Below are 15,734 nucleotides of genomic sequence, written 5' to 3'. Positions count from 1 at the left end.
GGCACATGAGGGCTTGGGGAGCGGCCATATGGGCGGGGCCCTGGTGGGAGACGTTCCTGCTGGGCGTGGTGAGGCGGGTGCAGGCGAGGACCGGTCCGCAGCCGTGGTGGATGCCGCGGCGCGTGCTGACCGTCGTGTCGGCCGATGTCGACGCCACGTCCGGGGTCGCGGCGATCTGGCTGCTCTGGCGTCCGAGGTCACGGCGGACGCGTGAGCACACCGGGCTTCTGGAGTGGCACGACGAGCGGTGGCAGTACCTGGGAGGCGGCTGGGGCGACGCAGACGGGGACGACGGTGCCGACGTCGAGGTGCTCGACGTTCGCCACGCCGCGGGTTCCGTCGGCCTCTCCCGCCGCCTCGACCCCCCTGGCTCGCTCGTCTCAGCCCCGTGGATCGGTTGCGACATCGTGCGCCTCGGGTCGGACGTGGGCCATGTCCTCGTCGGAGCCCGCCGGCTCGAGGCGCCCGAGCAGCGCAGGCTCATCGCCGTCTGGAAGTCCCCCCGCACCGGCACCGGCCGCGGAACCCGTCCCGTCATGGCGGCCCTGGCGCAGGATGGCACCGAACTCTCCCGCATCGGCCCCCATGACGGCCTGGACAGCCACACCTGGGCGCGGCTGAGGGACGAGCTGTAGCCGGCCCGCTTCCGCGACCCGACCGGCTGGGCATCACCGCGCGGCTCCGGCACAGCGGCTGGGACCCGGACCGGCGGGCACCCCGGAGCACGGTCCTCCGGGGTGCCCGTCGAGGGGTCAGCTGGTCGGCCAGGGCACCTGGGGCGACCTGTAGTAGGTGATGCCCAGGGCGTCCCAGCGAGGTGCCTGGGCCGCCAGCCGTACCTTGTAGGTGTCCCAGTCGTGCGTGGCCGCCGGGGACCAGCCCAGTTCGGCGGCGCCGGGCAGGCGTGGGAACGCCATGTAGTCGAGATCCGCGGACGTCGTCAGGGTCTCCGACCACAGGGGCGCCTCCACGCCCCTGATGGCCGAGTCCGGGGCACCGGGAAGGTAGGCGCCCGGGTTCCAGTCGTAGGACCGCTCGACCTCGACCAGGCCCGCCCAGTCCAGGCCCAGCTTGGTGTCCTTGGTGTACTTCATGTCGAGGTAGACACGGTCGGCCGGGGAGAGGATCAGGCCGGTGCCGTTCTGGGCGGCCTTGACCACCTGGGCCTTGTCGGCCGCGCTGGTGCGGTCCAGGCCCCAGTACTGGGCGAGGGCGCCCTGGGCCGGGTGGGCGCCGGTGAGCTGGTGCCAGCCGATGACCGTCTTGCCGTACTTGGCGACGATCGGCTGCACGCGGTCCATGAAGGTCACGTAGTCGGCGTGGCTGGTGGAGTGCGCCTCGTCGCCGCCGATGTGGAGGTAGCGGCCGGGGGTGAGGGCGGCCAGCTCGCGGACGACGTCGTCCACGAAGTCGTACGTCACCTGCTTGGGCACGCACAGCGAGCTGAAGCCGACCTCCGTGCCGGTGTACAGCGGGGGTGCGGTGCCGTTGCAGTTCAGCTCGGCGTACGAGGCGAGGGCCGCGTTGGAGTGGCCGGGCATGTCGATCTCGGGGACGACCTCCAGATAGCGGGAGGCGGCGTAGGAGACGATCTCCCGGTAGTCGGCCTTGGTGTAGGAGCCGCCCGCGCCGCCGCCGACCTCGGTGGAGCCGCCGTAGGTGGCCAGCCGCGGCCAGGAGTCGACGGCGATGCGCCAGCCCTGGTCGTCGCTGAGGTGCAGGTGCAACTCGTTGATCTTGTAGAGGGCCAGCTGGTCGATGTACCGCTTGACCTGGGCGACCCCGAAGAAGTGCCGGGAGACGTCCAGCATGGCGCCCCGGTAGGAGTAGCGGGGGCGGTCCTCCACGGTGCCGCCGGCGACCTGCCAGGGACCGGGCTGGACGGTCTTCTCCTCGACGGCGGGCGGCAGGAGCTGACGCAGCGTCTGGACGCCGTGGAAGAGGCCGGCGGGGGCGCTCGCGGTGATGGTGACGCCGCCCGCGTCGCTGTGCAGCCGGTACCCCTCGGCGCCGTAGTCGCCCTGCGCGAGGTGGAGACTGATGCCTCCGGTGCCGTGGTCGGTGAGCGGCAGCGGATAGCCGGTGGAGGGCCGCAGGATGCCCGTGAGGTACGCGCCGATCCGGCGGACCTCGGCGGATCCGTCGACGCGGACGCTGCTCGTGCGCGTGATGCGGTACGGGGTCCCGGCGGGCTTGACGGAGGCGGGCGCCGGGACCACCTGGTCCAGCGGCGTGGGGGCGGCGGCCGTCGTCGCCGCCGGTGCCGCGGGTGCCGTACCGAGGGTGAAGACGCCGGCTGCCGCGAGCAGCAGCAGCGATCCGAGGATGCGGGGGGATCGGGGAGTCGTGCTGTGGTTCCGTCTCACATGCGCTCCCTTCGGGTGGGGGGTTCGGCCGTCACGGGTGGCCGAGTCGTCGGTGTGGACCGACAGACATGGTCGAGACCACTCTCCCGCAGATCCGGTGAAACAATCCCTCCATGGCGGAAATCATCCAGAAGGACGGCACCTGGACCTTCGACGGCGATGCCCTGCGGCTCACGCCGGGCCGGGACAAGAACGTGGGCCTGCTCCGCCGGGAGCTGGGCGAACTCGTCGTGCCGCTGGGGGCGTTGGCCGGTGTCTCCTTCGAGCAGGGGCGGAGGTCGGGGCGGCTGAGGCTGCGGCTGCGGGACGGGGCCGATCCGCTGACGCAGGCCACCGGCGGGCGGCTGGCCGAGCCGAACGACCCGTATCAGCTGACGGTGGAGTCCGACCGGTACGGGGTCGCCGAGTACTTCGCCGACGAGGTGCGCAACGCGCTGCTGCTGGACGGGGTTTCACCCGGTCCGGTCACCGGCTATCTGCTGCCGGGGCCGCCCCTGCCGGTGTCCGCCTCCGCCGGGGACGGCACGGCGAGCTTCGACGGGGAGCGCGTGCGGCTGGAGTGGAACTGGAAGACCGAGACCGCCAAGGCCGAGGCCGGCGTCCGGACCATCCCGCTCGCGGACGTCCTCGGCGTGGAGTGGCAGCCGGCGGCCGGACTGGAGAACGGCCACATGCGGATCCTGGTGCGCGGCGCCCCGGCGACGGCGACGGCCAAGTACGACCCGAACGCGGTCGAGCTGTGGGGCTTCAAGAAGGACCCCCTGATGGCCCTGGTGGCCGCGGCCGTGCAGGCACGGCTGCCGCACCCCGCCGCGGCGGCGGACACGCCGAAGGAGCCCCCGGCGCTCGCCAAGGCGCCGGCCGGGGACGACCACGACGCCCTGCTGCGCCGCCTGCGCGAGCTGGGCGAGCTGCACCGCGACGGGGTGCTGACCGACGAGGAGTTCACCCTGGCCAAGCAGGCGGTCCTCCAACGCATGTGACGCGCGGATGAGGACCGCCCGCGGCGGGACCGGGGGTTACTTGGCCGTGCGGGACACCGTGAAGTGGTCGATGCGGTCGCCGGTCTCGGCGATGCCCGACACGCTCAGGGTGGTCTGGCGGCCCTTCGGCGCGGGGGTGACGTCCACGCGCAGGAAGGAGTAGTTGAGGTAGCGGACCCGGGACCAGGCGACGGTCTCGTTGACCTTGCCGTCCTTGGTGTTGATGAAGGAGGCGACCGAGTCCACCTCGTGCTCGTGGCCCTCGTAGGAGTCCGGGGCGCTGAACGCGTACAGGCTGCGGCCCGCCGCGCCGGCGGTGACGTAGACCACGCCCTCGGTCTCGGGGTAGGCGGTGCCGCCGATCGGGAGCTTCTTGGTGACGGCGCCGGCCTTGATGACGTCGGTGCGCTCGTACTGGTGGTTGTGGCCGTTGATGACCAGGTCCACCTGGTACTTCTCGAACAGCGGCACCCACTCCTGGCGCACGCCCCCCTCCGAGGCGTGCGCCGTGGACGTGCAGTATGCGCAGTGGTGGAAGAACACGACGATGAAGTCGACGTCGTCACAGGCCCGGTACTTCTTCAGCTGGGCCTCGAACCACTTGGTCTGGGTTCCTCCTGATATGCCCAGGTTCGCCGGGATCTCGAAGGAGACGTCGTTCGGGTCCAGCGAGATGACCGCGGTGTTGCCGTGGACGAAGGAGTAGACGCCCGGCAGGTTCTTGGCGTCCGGGCCGTTGTCCGGAAGGGTCCAGCGGGCCTCCTCGCCGCCGTAGCCGTTGGGCGAGTACCAGGCCTCCATGTCGTGGTTGCCGTACGAGACCATCCACGGGATCTGCTTGGCGACCGACTCGGTCTGGTACAGGAACTGGTCCCAGGTGCGCGAGTCGAAGCCGGTGTCGGTGGTCCTGCCCTGGCCGGCCGGGTCGCCGTAGGCGATGTCACCGGCGTGCAGGTGGAAGGACGGGTTCTGGCCGAGGATCAGGCTGTCGTTGGCCAGCGCGTGGTAGCTGACGCCCTGGTCACCGAAGGCGGTGAAGGTGAACGGCGCCTTGCGGGCGGGGGCGGTGGTGAAGGTGCCCAGGGTGCCCAGCAGATGCGGCTCGGCCGGGTCGAAGCCCTCGTGGCCGACGCCGTAGTAGTAGGTCCTGCCGGGGCGCAGGTGGGTGAGCTGGGCGTGCAGGTAGTACTGCGTGTGGTCGCCGCTCGCACCGACGCCGGCCGGGGTGTAGAGGCTGCGGACCTCGGCCTCGATCTTGCGGGAGAGGTCCCAGGGGTGGGCACCGATACGGATGAACGGCTTGTTCACGGCGACCGGGACCTGCCAGGAGACGGTCATCTCCGTGCGCGGGTCGTTGCCGTAGGCGAGGTGGCGGCCGAAGGGGGCGACGAGGGCACCGTCGACCGTCTCCGTGGCGGGCGCGGTGCGCTGGGTCGGCACGGCCGCCTGGGCGGTGGCCCCCGGCACGAACGCGCCACCCGCGACGGCGCCCAGCGTGACGGCGCCACCTCTGATCATGGTGCGCCGCGAGAATCTGGCGCGCAGGTACTCATGCTGCTCGGCCATGCTCATGCGCTCGGCCAGCTTCTCGGGTACTCCCATACGAGGAATGTCCATGGCGTCCGAAACTCGTGGGTCCGGGCAACGAGACACAAGACACAGAGTGGACAGCTTGCGAACAGAGATCCAACAGCACTCAGGCGGAGGTCTGCCCGAAATCGGGCACGCTCCTTGCGAAACCGTGGCCCGTACCCCAGGATCTACCGGGTGCACGACGAACTTGTTGATCACCTGACGCGGTCCACGCCCCTAGCCCGGGGTGAGGCGCTGCGTGTGATCCAGGACGTGCTCGCCTACTTCGACGAGTCGACGGAGGACTACGTCCGCCGCCGTCATCGCGAACTGCAGGCCCAGGGCCTGGTCAACGCCGAGATCTTCGAACAGGTCTCGGCGGACCTCAAGTACCGAGCGGTGGCACCGCCCGAGCTGACGCTCCGGCAGCTGCGCCGCATCGTCTACGGCTAGGAATACCTATATATGTGCGGAATTGTCGGATACATCGGGAAGCGTGACGTAGCCCCGCTGCTGCTCGAAGGGCTGCAGCGGCTGGAATACCGCGGCTACGACTCGGCGGGCATCGTCGTCACCTCCCCGAAGGCGCCCGGCCTGAAGATGGTCAAGGCCAAGGGCCGGGTGCGCGACCTGGAGGCCAAGGTCCCGGCGCGCTTCAAGGGCACCACCGGTATCGCCCACACCCGCTGGGCCACCCATGGCGCCCCGTCCGACGTGAACGCCCACCCGCACATGTCGGCCGACAACAAGGTCGCCGTCGTACACAACGGCATCATCGACAACGCCGCCGACCTGCGCCGCAAGCTGGAGGCGGACGGCGTCGAGTTCCTCTCCGAGACCGACACCGAGGTCCTCACCCACCTCATCGCCCGCGCCACCGCCGAGAAGCTGGAGGACAAGGTCCGCCAGGCGGTCCGGGTGATCGAGGGCACCTACGGCATCGCCGTCCTGCACGCCGACTTCCCCGACCGGATCGTGGTGGCCCGCAACGGCTCCCCGGTCGTCCTCGGCATCGGCGAGAAGGAGATGTTCGTCGCCTCCGACATCGCCGCCCTCGTCATGCACACCCGCCAGATAGTGACTCTGGACGACGGCGAGATGGCCACCCTCAAGGCAGACGACTTCCGCACCTACACCACCGAGGGCACGCGCACCACCGCCGAGCCCACGACCGTGGAGTGGGAGGCCGAGTCGTACGACATGGGCGGCCACGACACCTACATGCACAAGGAGATCTTCGAGCAGGCCGACGCCGTGGACCGCGTGCTGCGCGGCCGCATCGACGACCGCTTCTCCACCGTGCACCTCGGCGGCCTCAACCTGGACGCCCGCGAGGCCCGGCAGATCCGCCGCGTGAAGATCCTCGGCTGCGGCACCTCGTACCACGCGGGCATGATCGGCGCCCAGATGATCGAGGAGCTGGCGCGCATCCCCGCCGACTCCGAGCCGGCCTCCGAGTTCCGCTACCGCAACGCGGTCGTCGACCCCGACACCCTGTACGTCGCCGTCTCCCAGTCCGGTGAGACCTACGACGTCCTCGCCGCCGTCCAGGAGCTCAAGCGCAAGGGCGCCAAGGTCTTCGGCGTCGTCAACGTCGTCGGCTCGGCGATCGCCCGCGAGGCGGACGCCGGGATCTACGTCCACGCGGGCCCCGAGGTCTGCGTGGTCTCGACGAAGTGCTTCACGAACATGACGGTGGCCTTCGCCCTGCTCGCTCTGCACCTGGGCCGCACCCGCGACCTCTCGGTCCGCGACGGCAAGCGGATCATCGCGGGCCTGCGCAAGCTGCCCGAGCAGATCACCGAGATCCTCAAGCAGGAGGAGAAGGTCAAGGAGCTGGCCGAGCTGTACGCCGACGCCCGCTCGATGCTCTTCATCGGCCGCGTCCGGGGTTACCCGGTGGCCCGCGAGGCCTCCCTGAAGCTCAAGGAGGTCTCGTACATCCACGCCGAGGCCTACCCCGCCTCCGAGCTGAAGCACGGCCCGCTGGCCCTGATCGAGCCGGCCCTGCCGACGGTGGCGATCGTCCCCGACGACGACCTGCTGGAGAAGAACCGCGCGGCCCTGGAGGAGATCAAGGCCCGCAGCGGCAAGATCCTCGCGGTGGCCCACCAGCACCAGGAGAAGGCCGACCAGACGATCGTCGTCCCGAAGAACGAGGACGAACTGGACCCCATCCTGATGGGCATCCCGCTCCAGCTGCTGGCGTACCACACGGCGAAGGCCCTCGGCCGGGACATCGACAAGCCGAGGAACCTCGCGAAGTCGGTGACGGTGGAGTAGGCGCCGGCTCGGACGCGAAGAAGGACCCCCGCGTGTGCCACCAGCACGCGGGGGTCCTTTCTGTGCCGCTCAGACTCAGCCGGTGGCCGTCACCCCCCGGCCGGCGGCACGCCGGGGAAGCACCGTCGGCCAGTGCGCGACCGCGGCCGTCGCCGCGTACCAGGCGACCGCACCCGAGACAGCGGCCACCCAGCCGCCCACCTTGGCCAGGGAAGAGCTGTCGGCGAAGGCCGCCACGGCCAGCACCAGCATCGCCAGGAACAGCAGGCCGTGCATGACCTGACCCAGGCCGTCCCCGCCGGCGAGGGTCAGTGTGAGCGCCACGAGGGCGAACAGAAGCAGGAAGAGCCCGGCGGCGTGGGCGGAGGAGTGAGTGCCGACCGCCCACGTGAACCACAGCGCGCCCAGGGCCGCGAAGCCCGTACCGGAGACGCTGTCGCCGCCGCGGAGGGCCAGCAGGCCGACCAGGAACAGGGCGACTCCGCCCACGTAGTGGGCAAGTGAGACGGCGTCGGACGCGGCCACGCCGTGGATGACGCCGGTCGTACCGAGGCCGAACGCCAACAGGGTGATTCCCAGGGCGAGTCGGCCGACCACGGTGGTGCTTCCCGTTCCCGCAGAGACTTCGTTGTCCACGGCGGGCTCCCTTCGTGCTGTGCGGTTGCGCGGTGACCGGTATATGCCCTTCACAAGGGCACAAACCACCTCTACGCGCGGGTAGTTTCGCACTGGACCATCGCGGTCTCCGTGCTGCGCAAGGGGAGTTGAGCGGGTCAGGGAATGACGATCACGGGCCGCTTCGCCCGCTTGGCGAGCCGCCCCGCGACGGAGCCGAAGAGGCGGCCGACGATGCCGTGCGTGGACCCGACGACGATCGCGTCGGCCTCGTACTCACGCCCCACCTCTTCGAGTTCGTGGCAGATGTCCCCGCCGCGCTCCACCAGGATCCACGGCACCTCGGCCAGATAGTCCGCGCACGCCAGCTCCAGCCCGAGGACCTCGGTGCGGTGGTCCGGCACGTCGACGAAGACGGGCGGTTCGCAGCCGGCCCAGACAGTGGTGGGCAGCCGGTTGGCGACATGGACGATGATCAGGCCGGACTGGGAGCGGTGGGCCATGCCGATGGCGTAGGCGAGGGCGCGCTCACTGGAGGTGGAGCCGTCGAAGCCGACGACGACTCCGTGCCGGAAGGCGGGGTCGCAAGAAGGACGTGACTCTTCCGCCGCCAGGGGATCGGCCGCCGTGGGGTCGGCGACCGGCCGCTTGCGGTCCGCGGGTTCGAAGAATTCGTGACCGGCCATGGCTGTCTCGGCGTTGTGATCCTTTATGGGTGGGACGACAGTGTGCGGCGGAGCTGTGTCCGGGAAACATCTTCCCAACCCCATACCCCCAAGGGTACGGCGGCACGCCTCCTGAGCCCAGTTCTCGCGCACGCTCCGTAAGCGGTCCCCGACATCCGTAGGGGTTCACCGGAGCATGCACGAGCCGCGCCCGTAACGCAATGGTTGCTGCCCCGTACAGGCGGTTTGCACAGGATTCACAGACGTACGTCCGGTGACCGACCGCTCGAACAGACGTTGAACACCCTGAGCCACCGCCACAGGGAGTACGAGTGATGCCCGGTCCCCGATCCACCTCCGATCCGCACCCCGCGCCGGACACCGTGAGCGATGTGATCCGCTGGGCCGCCTTCAGCTGCGTCCTCGTCCCCGTGGTGCTGGTCTGGTACGGCACCTCGCTGGCCGGAGCGGCGGGCGCGGCACTGGGTCTGGCGGCCGTCACGACCGTGTGCCGGTACCTGCTGCGCCGGTCGGAGCGGTGCGCCGAGCGGAGCCGGCGCGGCGGCAGGCGTTGCGCCAAGCAAAGAGGCGGACGCCACACACGCCGGCGGACACCGGTCGACTGACCTGTTTCCGTACCCCCGAGCGCATCTTTTCAGCCAACTTCTGAATGTCGCCCCACAGGGGCTCCAACCACCCTCCACCCCCCGTTCGACCTGCAAAGAAAGGGTCTAGGGGCGGCTGCGCACCCTACGCGGTTTGGCCACTGCGACAAGGCGCACTTCCCTGCACGCTCCGCGAGTGCAACGCTTCGTGATCGAATGCTTCACGCCAAGTTGTCATGTCGACAATTCGGGCGTGTGGGACTGGTCACCGTGAGACCGCGGGAGCCAGTAGATTCGATCTTGACTGTCTTTACGGCGGGGGACTCGTGCAGGACCGAGGGGAAACGTGCAGGAGCGACACAACCGAGGAGCCGCGACCACCGAGGGGGGCTTAGCAGTATGAGCCACGACTCCACTGCCGCGCCGGAAACCGCGGCCCGGAAACTATCCGGGCGACGCCGCAAGGAGATCGTCGCGGTGCTGCTGTTCAGCGGCGGCCCCATCTTCGAGAGTTCCATTCCGCTGTCGGTGTTCGGAATCGACCGCCAGGACGCCGGTGTCCCGCGCTACCGCTTGCTGGTGTGCGCCGGGGAGGAGGGCCCGCTGCGGACCACAGGGGGCCTGGAACTCACCGCGCCGCATGGACTGGAGGCGATATCGCGCGCCGGGACGGTCGTCGTACCGGCCTGGCGTTCGATCACCGCACCGCCGCCGGACGACGCGCTCGACGCACTGCGCCGGGCGCACGAGGAGGGAGCCCGGATCGTCGGGCTGTGCACGGGCGCGTTCGTGCTCGCGGCAGCCGGACTGCTGGACGGACGCCCGGCGACCACCCACTGGATGTACGCGCCGACGCTGGCCAAGCGCTATCCGTCGGTGCACGTCGATCCACGTGAGCTGTTCGTCGACGACGGCGACGTGCTCACGTCGGCGGGTACGGCGGCCGGAATCGATCTCTGTCTCCACATCGTGCGGACGGACCACGGCAACGAGGCGGCCGGCGCGCTCGCCCGGCGCCTGGTGGTCCCACCGCGCCGCAGCGGCGGCCAGGAGCGCTATCTCGACAGATCTTTACCAGAGGAGATCGGCGCCGACCCGCTCGCCGAGGTCGTCGCCTGGGCGCTGGAACACCTCCACGAGCAGTTCGACGTGGAGACCCTGGCGGCACGCGCCTATATGAGCCGCCGTACGTTCGACCGCCGGTTCCGCTCGCTGACCGGCAGCGCGCCGCTGCAGTGGCTGATCACCCAGCGGGTGCTGCAGGCACAGCGGCTGCTGGAGACGTCGGACTACTCCGTGGACGAGGTGGCGGGCCGCTGCGGCTTCCGCTCCCCCGTCGCACTGCGCGGGCACTTCCGCCGCCAGCTCGGCTCGTCCCCCGCCGCCTACCGGGCCGCCTACCGGGCCCGCCGGCCGCAGGGTGACAGGCCGGCCGACACGGAGCCGCCGCTGCCCGGGCCCGGGCAGCCGGGCCCGCCCATGGGCCTGGCCGGCTCCGCACCGGTGGGCCACGGACCCGCCGTACTGCACCCGGACCGGGACAGCGGCGTACCGATGCAGAGCCGCCGGACGGCGGCGGGCGCGGTGGGTCTGCTGCCGGGGCCGCGGAGCGGTAACTGAGAGCAGGGACGGGGGGCGAGCACAGGCTCGCCCCCCTTTCTTTTCCGCGCCCCGCGGGGGCGCGGGACGGTATCCGCGGGCGGCCGCGCCGACCGACGGCCCATCCCCGCTGAGCACGGGGGCACCGAAAAGCTCAGGTCCGCTTTAGGGTGGTCGCATGAACGATCGCATGGTGTGGATCGACTGCGAGATGACCGGCCTCTCGCTGTCCGACGACGCTCTCATCGAGGTGGCCGCCCTCGTCACCGACTCCGAGCTGAACGTACTCGGCGAGGGGGTGGACATCGTCATCCGCCCGCCGGAGCGGGCGCTGGAGACGATGCCGGAGGTGGTGCGTCAGATGCACACCGCGTCCGGGCTGCTCGCCGAGCTGGAGAACGGTACGACCCTCCAGGACGCCGAGGAGCAGGTCCTCGCGTACGTGAAGGAGTACGTGAAGGAGCCCGGCAAGGCCCCGCTGTGCGGCAACTCCGTCGGCACCGACCGCGGCTTCCTGCTGCGGGACATGCCCACCCTGGAGGACTGGCTCCACTACCGGATCGTCGACGTCTCCTCCGTCAAGGAGCTGGCCCGCCGCTGGTACCCGAGGGCCTACTTCAACAGCCCGGAGAAGAACGGCAACCACCGGGCCCTCGCCGACATCCGCGAGTCGATCGCCGAGCTGCGCTACTACCGCGAGGCCGTCTTCGTCCCGCAGCCCGGCCCGGACTCCGACACCGCGAAGGCGATCGCCGCCAAGCACGTCCTGCCCGCGCAGTAGGCCCGAGGAGAGGGGCTCGCGAAAACGTGTGCGCGAGCACCCCTTCGGACCCTGTAGACTTCTTCTCGGCCGGTCGGGGAAACGACAAGTTCCACCGCCGGTCATGGTGGGTGTAGCTCAGCTGGTAGAGCACCTGGTTGTGGTCCAGGATGCCGCGGGTTCGAGTCCCGTCACTCACCCTCACCGATCAGCCGGTGACTCCGTCGCGAGACGGGTCACCGGCTGATTCTTTCGTGCCGTACCACCCGGCCCGCCCCGCAGCGGCACCTCCCGCACCAGCAGCGCCAGGACGAACGCCACCGCGCACACCCCGGCGGTCGCCGCGAAGATGTGCCGGGTGCCGGTCGCCACCGCGTGCCGGTACGCCTCCCCCGTCGCCGTGGCCGGCACCGCCCGCGTGAAGAGCGAGCCGAAGACGGCCACGCCCAGCGAGCCGCCGAGGGTGCGGAACAGGTTCGTCGCCGCCATGGCCGCCCCCATGTCCCGCAGCTCCACGCTGTTCTGCGCGAGTGTGGTGGCCATCTGCATCGTGAAGCCCAGGCCCAGGCCGACGAGTGCCATCCAGCAGCCGGCGAGGAGACGGGAGGTGCCGGTGCCCATGGTGGCGAGCGCCAGCGTGCCGGCCGTCAGCAGCAGCGTGCCGAACACCGGGAACACCTTGTACCGGCCGGTGCGGGACATGACCTTCCCGGCGAGGTTGGAGGCGATCACCACGGGGATCATCATCGGCAGCAGGAGCAGCCCGGAACTGGTCGCCGTGGCGCCCTGGACACTCTGCTGGAACAGGGGCAGATAGAGCGCCGACCCGAACATCACCACTCCGACCGCCGCCAACAGGCCGATGCCGAGCGGGAAGTTGCGGTGGCCGGTGAACACCCGGGGCGGCAGCACGGGTTCGCTCACACGCCGCTCGACGGTGACGAACACCACCGTGCCGAGGACGGCCACCGCGCCGAGGGCGAGGATCCGCCAGGACGTCCAGGCGTACGTCGTACCCGCCCAGGTCGCCGCGAGGACCGCCGCGCCGGTCGCGGTCGCGAGGACGGCGATGCCCGCCCAGTCGATGCGCGGCCGCGCCTTCGGTGCCTGCTCCGGCAGCCGCAGCGTCAGCTGGACCCAGGCCAGGGCGACGATACCGAGCGGCAGATTGACGTAGAACGCCCAGCGCCAGCCGAGGTGTCCGGTGACCAGGCCGCCGACCAGGGGCCCGCCGACCACGCCGAGGGCCATCACGGAGGCGGTCATGCCCTGGTAGCGGCCCCGCTCCCGGGGCGGCACGAGCACGCCGATCAGGGCGAACCCGCCGGCGGCCAGTCCACCCGCGCCGATGCCCTGCAGGGCGCGGAACTCGATCAGCTGGGTCATCGAGTGGGCCGCGCCGGCGAACAGCGAGGACAGCAGGAAGAGCGCGATCGAGGCGAGGAAGACGTGCTTGCGGCGGTAGAGATCGCCGAGCTTGCCCCAGACCGGGGTCGAGACGGCGGTGGCGAGGGTGTACGCGGTGACGACCCAGGAGATGTGCTCCAGGCCGCCCAGGTCGCGGACGATCGTCGGCGTCGCCGTACCGACGATGTTGTTGTCGAGCATGCTCAGCAGCATGGCGAGCATCACGCCGAGCAGCGTCCGGCGGACGTTCCGGGTTGATGGGTTCATGCGGCCCAGAAAAGCACACCGACTCACTAAGTGCAACGAGTCAACTTTTTGCACGGGACAACCTTGCTGGGTACGCTACGGAGCATGACGGAGACGACGGAGCCACTGGGCCGCCGCGAACGCAAGAAGGCCGCGACCCGCCAGGCACTGGCGGACGCGGCGCTGGAGCTGTTCCTGGAGCGCGGCTTCGACGCGGTGAGCATCCGGGACATCGCGGAGGCGGCCGACGTCTCCACGACGACCCTGTTCAAGCACTTCCCGAGCAAGGAAGCGCTGCTGTTCGACATGGACGCGGACGTGGAACAGGCACTGGTCGCCGCCGTACGCGACCGGGCGCCCGGCACCCCGCTCCTTGCGGCCCTGCGCACGCACATGCTGCAGGCCCGGGCGTTCAAGTCCGAGTACGACGAGCAGATCGCCACGTTCCAGCGGCTGGTCGCCAGCACCCCCGCGCTGGTGGAGTACCACCGGCGCATGTGGATGCGGCACGAACGCGCCCTGGCCGAGGCGATCGCCGCCGACACGGGCGCCCCCGCCGACGACCCGGCCTGCGCCGCCCTGGCCCATCTCGCCCTGGAGGCCCGGTCCCTCACCACCCCGGCCACCGACCGGCTGGCCGCCGTCAACGCGGCCTTCGACCTGCTGGAGCGGGGCTGGGAGGCGGCGCGCGGCGCGAAGGGGCGGACCTCGTGACGCGGGACGCCCGGACCGCGGTCCTCGAGAGCGCCGGGGCGAAACGGCGGGTCTTCCTGCTCCTGGCGGTGGCGGGCCTCGCCTACGCGATCGACCTGTGCAGCAAGGTGTTCGTCGTCTCACGGCTGGAGCACCACGCCCCGGTGCAGGTGATCGGCACCTGGATGGAGCTGCGGGTCTCCCGGAACGCGGGCGCCGCGTTCAGCATGGGCACGGCGATGACCTTCGTGTTCACGGCCATCGCCGCGGCGGTCGTCGTCGTCATCGCCCGTCTGGCGCGCAAGCTGTACAGCACCCCGTGGGCCGTGGCCCTCGGGCTGCTGCTGGGCGGCGCGGCCGGCAATCTGACGGACCGTCTCTTCCGCGCGCCGGGTGGCCTGCAGGGCGCGGTGGTCGACTTCATCTCCGTCCGCGGCTTCAGCGTCATGAACCTGGCGGACTGGGCGATCGTCTGCGGCGGGGTGCTGATCGTGCTGTTCTCCCTGCTGGGCTGGGAGATGAGCGGCACCGCACGACGTGACGCCACGGCGCACGGCCTCTGAGAGCCCAGGGGCGCCACCGCCACGGCGGCCAGCAGCGGCCTCGGCCGCCTCGCCGCCCGCTACGAAGACGTCCGCGCCACCAGTTCCGTCGGCAGCACCGCATGCCGCCGCTCCAGACCCCGGGACACGGGCGGGCGGCGGTCGGCGATCTCCGCCAGGAGCAGGTCGATCATCGCGCGGCCCATCTCCTCGATGGGCTGGCGCACGCTGGTGAGCGGCGGGTCCATGTGGCGGGCGATGGCGGAGTCGTCGTAGCCGACCAGCGCCACGTCGTCCGGGATGCGGCGGCCCGCCTCGCGCAGCACCTGCCGGGCACCGGCCGCCATCACGTCCGAGCCCGCGAAGACCGCGTCCAGGTCCGGGCGCCGGTCCAGCAGCACGGTCATGGCCCGCCGGCCGCCCTCCTCCGTGAAGTCCCCCGGTTCGACGAGGAGTTCGTCCACCCCCCGGCCCGCGTCGCGCAGGGCGTCGCGGTAGCCGTCGAGGCGGCGCTGGGCGCCGTAGACGTCGGGGTGGCCGGTGATGTGGGCGATGCGGGTGCGGCCCCGGGACAGCAGGTGTTCCACGGCCGAGCGGGCGCCGCCGTAGTTGTCCGAGTCCACGGAGGTGAGCGTCTCGCCGGCCGAGCGGGGGCCGCTGATCACGGCCGGGATCTCCAGCTGGGCCAGCAGGTCGGGCAGTGGGTCGTCGGCGTGCACCGAGACCAGCAGCACGCCGTCCACCCGGTGCGCCGCCAGGTACTGGGCCAGGCGCTGCCGCTCCCGGTCGCTGCCCGCGAAGATCAGCAGCAGCTGCATCTCGGTGTCGGACAGCTGGGAGCCGACACCGCGCAGCATGTCCGAGAAGTACGGCTCGGCGAAGAACCGGGTCTCCGGTTCCGGGACGACGAGGGCGATGGCGTCGGTGCGGTTGGCGGCCAGGGCACGCGCCGCCGTGTTGGGCACATAGCCGAGTTCGGCCACGGCGGCCTCGACCGCGGCACGGGTGGCGTCGCTGACCCGGGGCGAGCCGTTGATCACCCGCGAGACCGTGCCCCGGCCGACCCCGGCCCGGGCGGCGACCTCTTCGAGCGTGGGCCGACCCCCGCTGCGGCCCCGCGCTCCGTGGCTTGCCATGCGCTCCGCCTTTCTCGCCACGTCCACTGTGCCGGGCGAATGTAACAGCACCGTTCGCCGCGGCTGCCGGCCCTCGCGGTGCCGCCCGGCGGCGCCGGTTAACGCTCAGATAACTGAAGGCAGTTGCGTCGTCCGCTCCCTTGACACCCCGCGCCGGAGCGACGACTCTTCAACACATCACTGATGGGAGCGCTCCCACACTACCTGACACCTACACACCCCGCACGTTCCCCGCCCGAGCCGCAGCGAGTACGAACGGGCC

The 15,734-nt window shown here is 70.9% G+C and carries 15 protein-coding genes and 1 tRNA gene; 10 read left to right on the top strand and 6 right to left on the bottom strand.

The window, feature by feature from the left end; translation table 11 throughout:
• Nucleotides 1–5: 5 nt before the first annotated feature.
• A complete protein-coding gene (locus tag IE244_RS01075; protein ID WP_229853902.1) occupies nucleotides 6–635 on the top strand; it encodes a hypothetical protein in 630 nt (209 codons plus the stop codon).
• 117 nt (nucleotides 636–752) lie between these two features.
• Here the strand turns inward: IE244_RS01075 and IE244_RS01070 are convergent, their stop codons facing one another.
• The gene (locus IE244_RS01070) at nucleotides 753–2,366 is read right to left on the bottom strand and encodes a beta-N-acetylhexosaminidase (protein WP_191870717.1); all 1,614 of its coding nucleotides are present in this window, start codon (nucleotides 2,364–2,366) and stop codon (nucleotides 753–755) included.
• A gap of 113 nt (nucleotides 2,367–2,479) precedes the next feature.
• On the opposite strand from IE244_RS01070, the gene IE244_RS01065 reads away from it, so the two are divergent.
• Complete coding sequence (locus IE244_RS01065) at nucleotides 2,480–3,349, top strand: DUF4429 domain-containing protein (protein WP_191870716.1); 870 nt, start codon at nucleotides 2,480–2,482, stop codon at nucleotides 3,347–3,349.
• Between the two features lie 36 nt (nucleotides 3,350–3,385).
• Here IE244_RS01065 and IE244_RS01060 read toward each other — a convergent pair whose 3' ends face one another.
• Entirely contained in the window at nucleotides 3,386–4,951 is a 1,566-nt protein-coding gene (locus IE244_RS01060) for a purple acid phosphatase family protein (RefSeq protein ID WP_191870715.1), read from the bottom strand.
• Between the two features lie 165 nt (nucleotides 4,952–5,116).
• Between IE244_RS01060 and IE244_RS01055 the strand changes: the two genes are divergently transcribed.
• Both IE244_RS01055 and glmS read left to right on the top strand, forming a co-directional pair.
• On the top strand, nucleotides 5,117–5,374 hold the full coding sequence (locus IE244_RS01055; protein WP_191870714.1) for a hypothetical protein: 258 nt from the start codon (nucleotides 5,117–5,119) through the stop codon (nucleotides 5,372–5,374).
• Between the two features lie 12 nt (nucleotides 5,375–5,386).
• Complete coding sequence (gene glmS / locus IE244_RS01050; RefSeq protein WP_191870713.1) at nucleotides 5,387–7,204, top strand: glutamine--fructose-6-phosphate transaminase (isomerizing); 1,818 nt, start codon at nucleotides 5,387–5,389, stop codon at nucleotides 7,202–7,204.
• A gap of 75 nt (nucleotides 7,205–7,279) precedes the next feature.
• Here glmS and IE244_RS01045 read toward each other — a convergent pair whose 3' ends face one another.
• Both IE244_RS01045 and IE244_RS01040 read right to left on the bottom strand, forming a co-directional pair.
• Entirely contained in the window at nucleotides 7,280–7,840 is a 561-nt protein-coding gene (locus IE244_RS01045; protein WP_191870712.1) for a GPR1/FUN34/YaaH family transporter, read from the bottom strand.
• Nucleotides 7,841–7,977: 137 nt separating this feature from the next.
• Nucleotides 7,978–8,505 (bottom strand): universal stress protein, encoded by a 528-nt coding sequence (locus IE244_RS01040; RefSeq protein WP_191870711.1) that lies wholly within the window; start codon nucleotides 8,503–8,505, stop codon nucleotides 7,978–7,980.
• 314 nt (nucleotides 8,506–8,819) lie between these two features.
• On the opposite strand from IE244_RS01040, the gene IE244_RS01035 reads away from it, so the two are divergent.
• The 4 genes from IE244_RS01035 to IE244_RS01020 all read left to right on the top strand — a co-directional run bounded on the left by IE244_RS01035 (nucleotide 8,820) and on the right by IE244_RS01020 (nucleotide 11,648).
• On the top strand, nucleotides 8,820–9,110 hold the full coding sequence (locus IE244_RS01035) for a hypothetical protein (protein WP_191870710.1): 291 nt from the start codon (nucleotides 8,820–8,822) through the stop codon (nucleotides 9,108–9,110).
• A gap of 378 nt (nucleotides 9,111–9,488) precedes the next feature.
• A complete protein-coding gene (locus tag IE244_RS01030; protein WP_191870709.1) occupies nucleotides 9,489–10,709 on the top strand; it encodes a helix-turn-helix domain-containing protein in 1,221 nt (406 codons plus the stop codon).
• Between the two features lie 157 nt (nucleotides 10,710–10,866).
• Nucleotides 10,867–11,469, top strand: a complete 603-nt coding sequence (gene orn, locus IE244_RS01025) for an oligoribonuclease (RefSeq protein ID WP_191870708.1) — start codon at nucleotides 10,867–10,869, stop codon at nucleotides 11,467–11,469.
• A 106-nt stretch (nucleotides 11,470–11,575) separates the two neighbouring features.
• A tRNA-His gene (locus IE244_RS01020) sits at nucleotides 11,576–11,648 on the top strand.
• A gap of 1 nt (nucleotide 11,649) precedes the next feature.
• Here the strand turns inward: IE244_RS01020 and IE244_RS01015 are convergent.
• Complete coding sequence (locus IE244_RS01015) at nucleotides 11,650–13,122, bottom strand: MDR family MFS transporter (protein ID WP_191870707.1); 1,473 nt, start codon at nucleotides 13,120–13,122, stop codon at nucleotides 11,650–11,652.
• 84 nt (nucleotides 13,123–13,206) lie between these two features.
• Here IE244_RS01015 and IE244_RS41690 point away from each other — a divergent pair, with 84 nt between their 5' ends.
• Entirely contained in the window at nucleotides 13,207–13,815 is a 609-nt protein-coding gene (locus IE244_RS41690; protein WP_229853901.1) for a TetR/AcrR family transcriptional regulator, read from the top strand.
• Nucleotides 13,812–14,357, top strand: a complete 546-nt coding sequence (gene lspA, locus IE244_RS41685) for a signal peptidase II (RefSeq protein WP_229853900.1) — start codon at nucleotides 13,812–13,814, stop codon at nucleotides 14,355–14,357. The genes IE244_RS41690 and lspA overlap by 4 nt, the downstream gene beginning before the upstream one ends.
• 59 nt (nucleotides 14,358–14,416) lie before the next feature.
• Here the strand turns inward: lspA and IE244_RS01005 are convergent, their stop codons facing one another.
• Complete coding sequence (locus IE244_RS01005; protein ID WP_191870706.1) at nucleotides 14,417–15,472, bottom strand: LacI family DNA-binding transcriptional regulator; 1,056 nt, start codon at nucleotides 15,470–15,472, stop codon at nucleotides 14,417–14,419.
• Between the last annotated feature and the right edge of the window lie 262 nt (nucleotides 15,473–15,734).

Origin of the sequence: Streptomyces filipinensis, assembly GCF_014649495.1 — a bacterium.
Classification (GTDB): domain Bacteria; phylum Actinomycetota; class Actinomycetes; order Streptomycetales; family Streptomycetaceae; genus Streptomyces; species Streptomyces filipinensis.
This window is presented reverse-complemented; position numbering and strand designations above follow the sequence as displayed.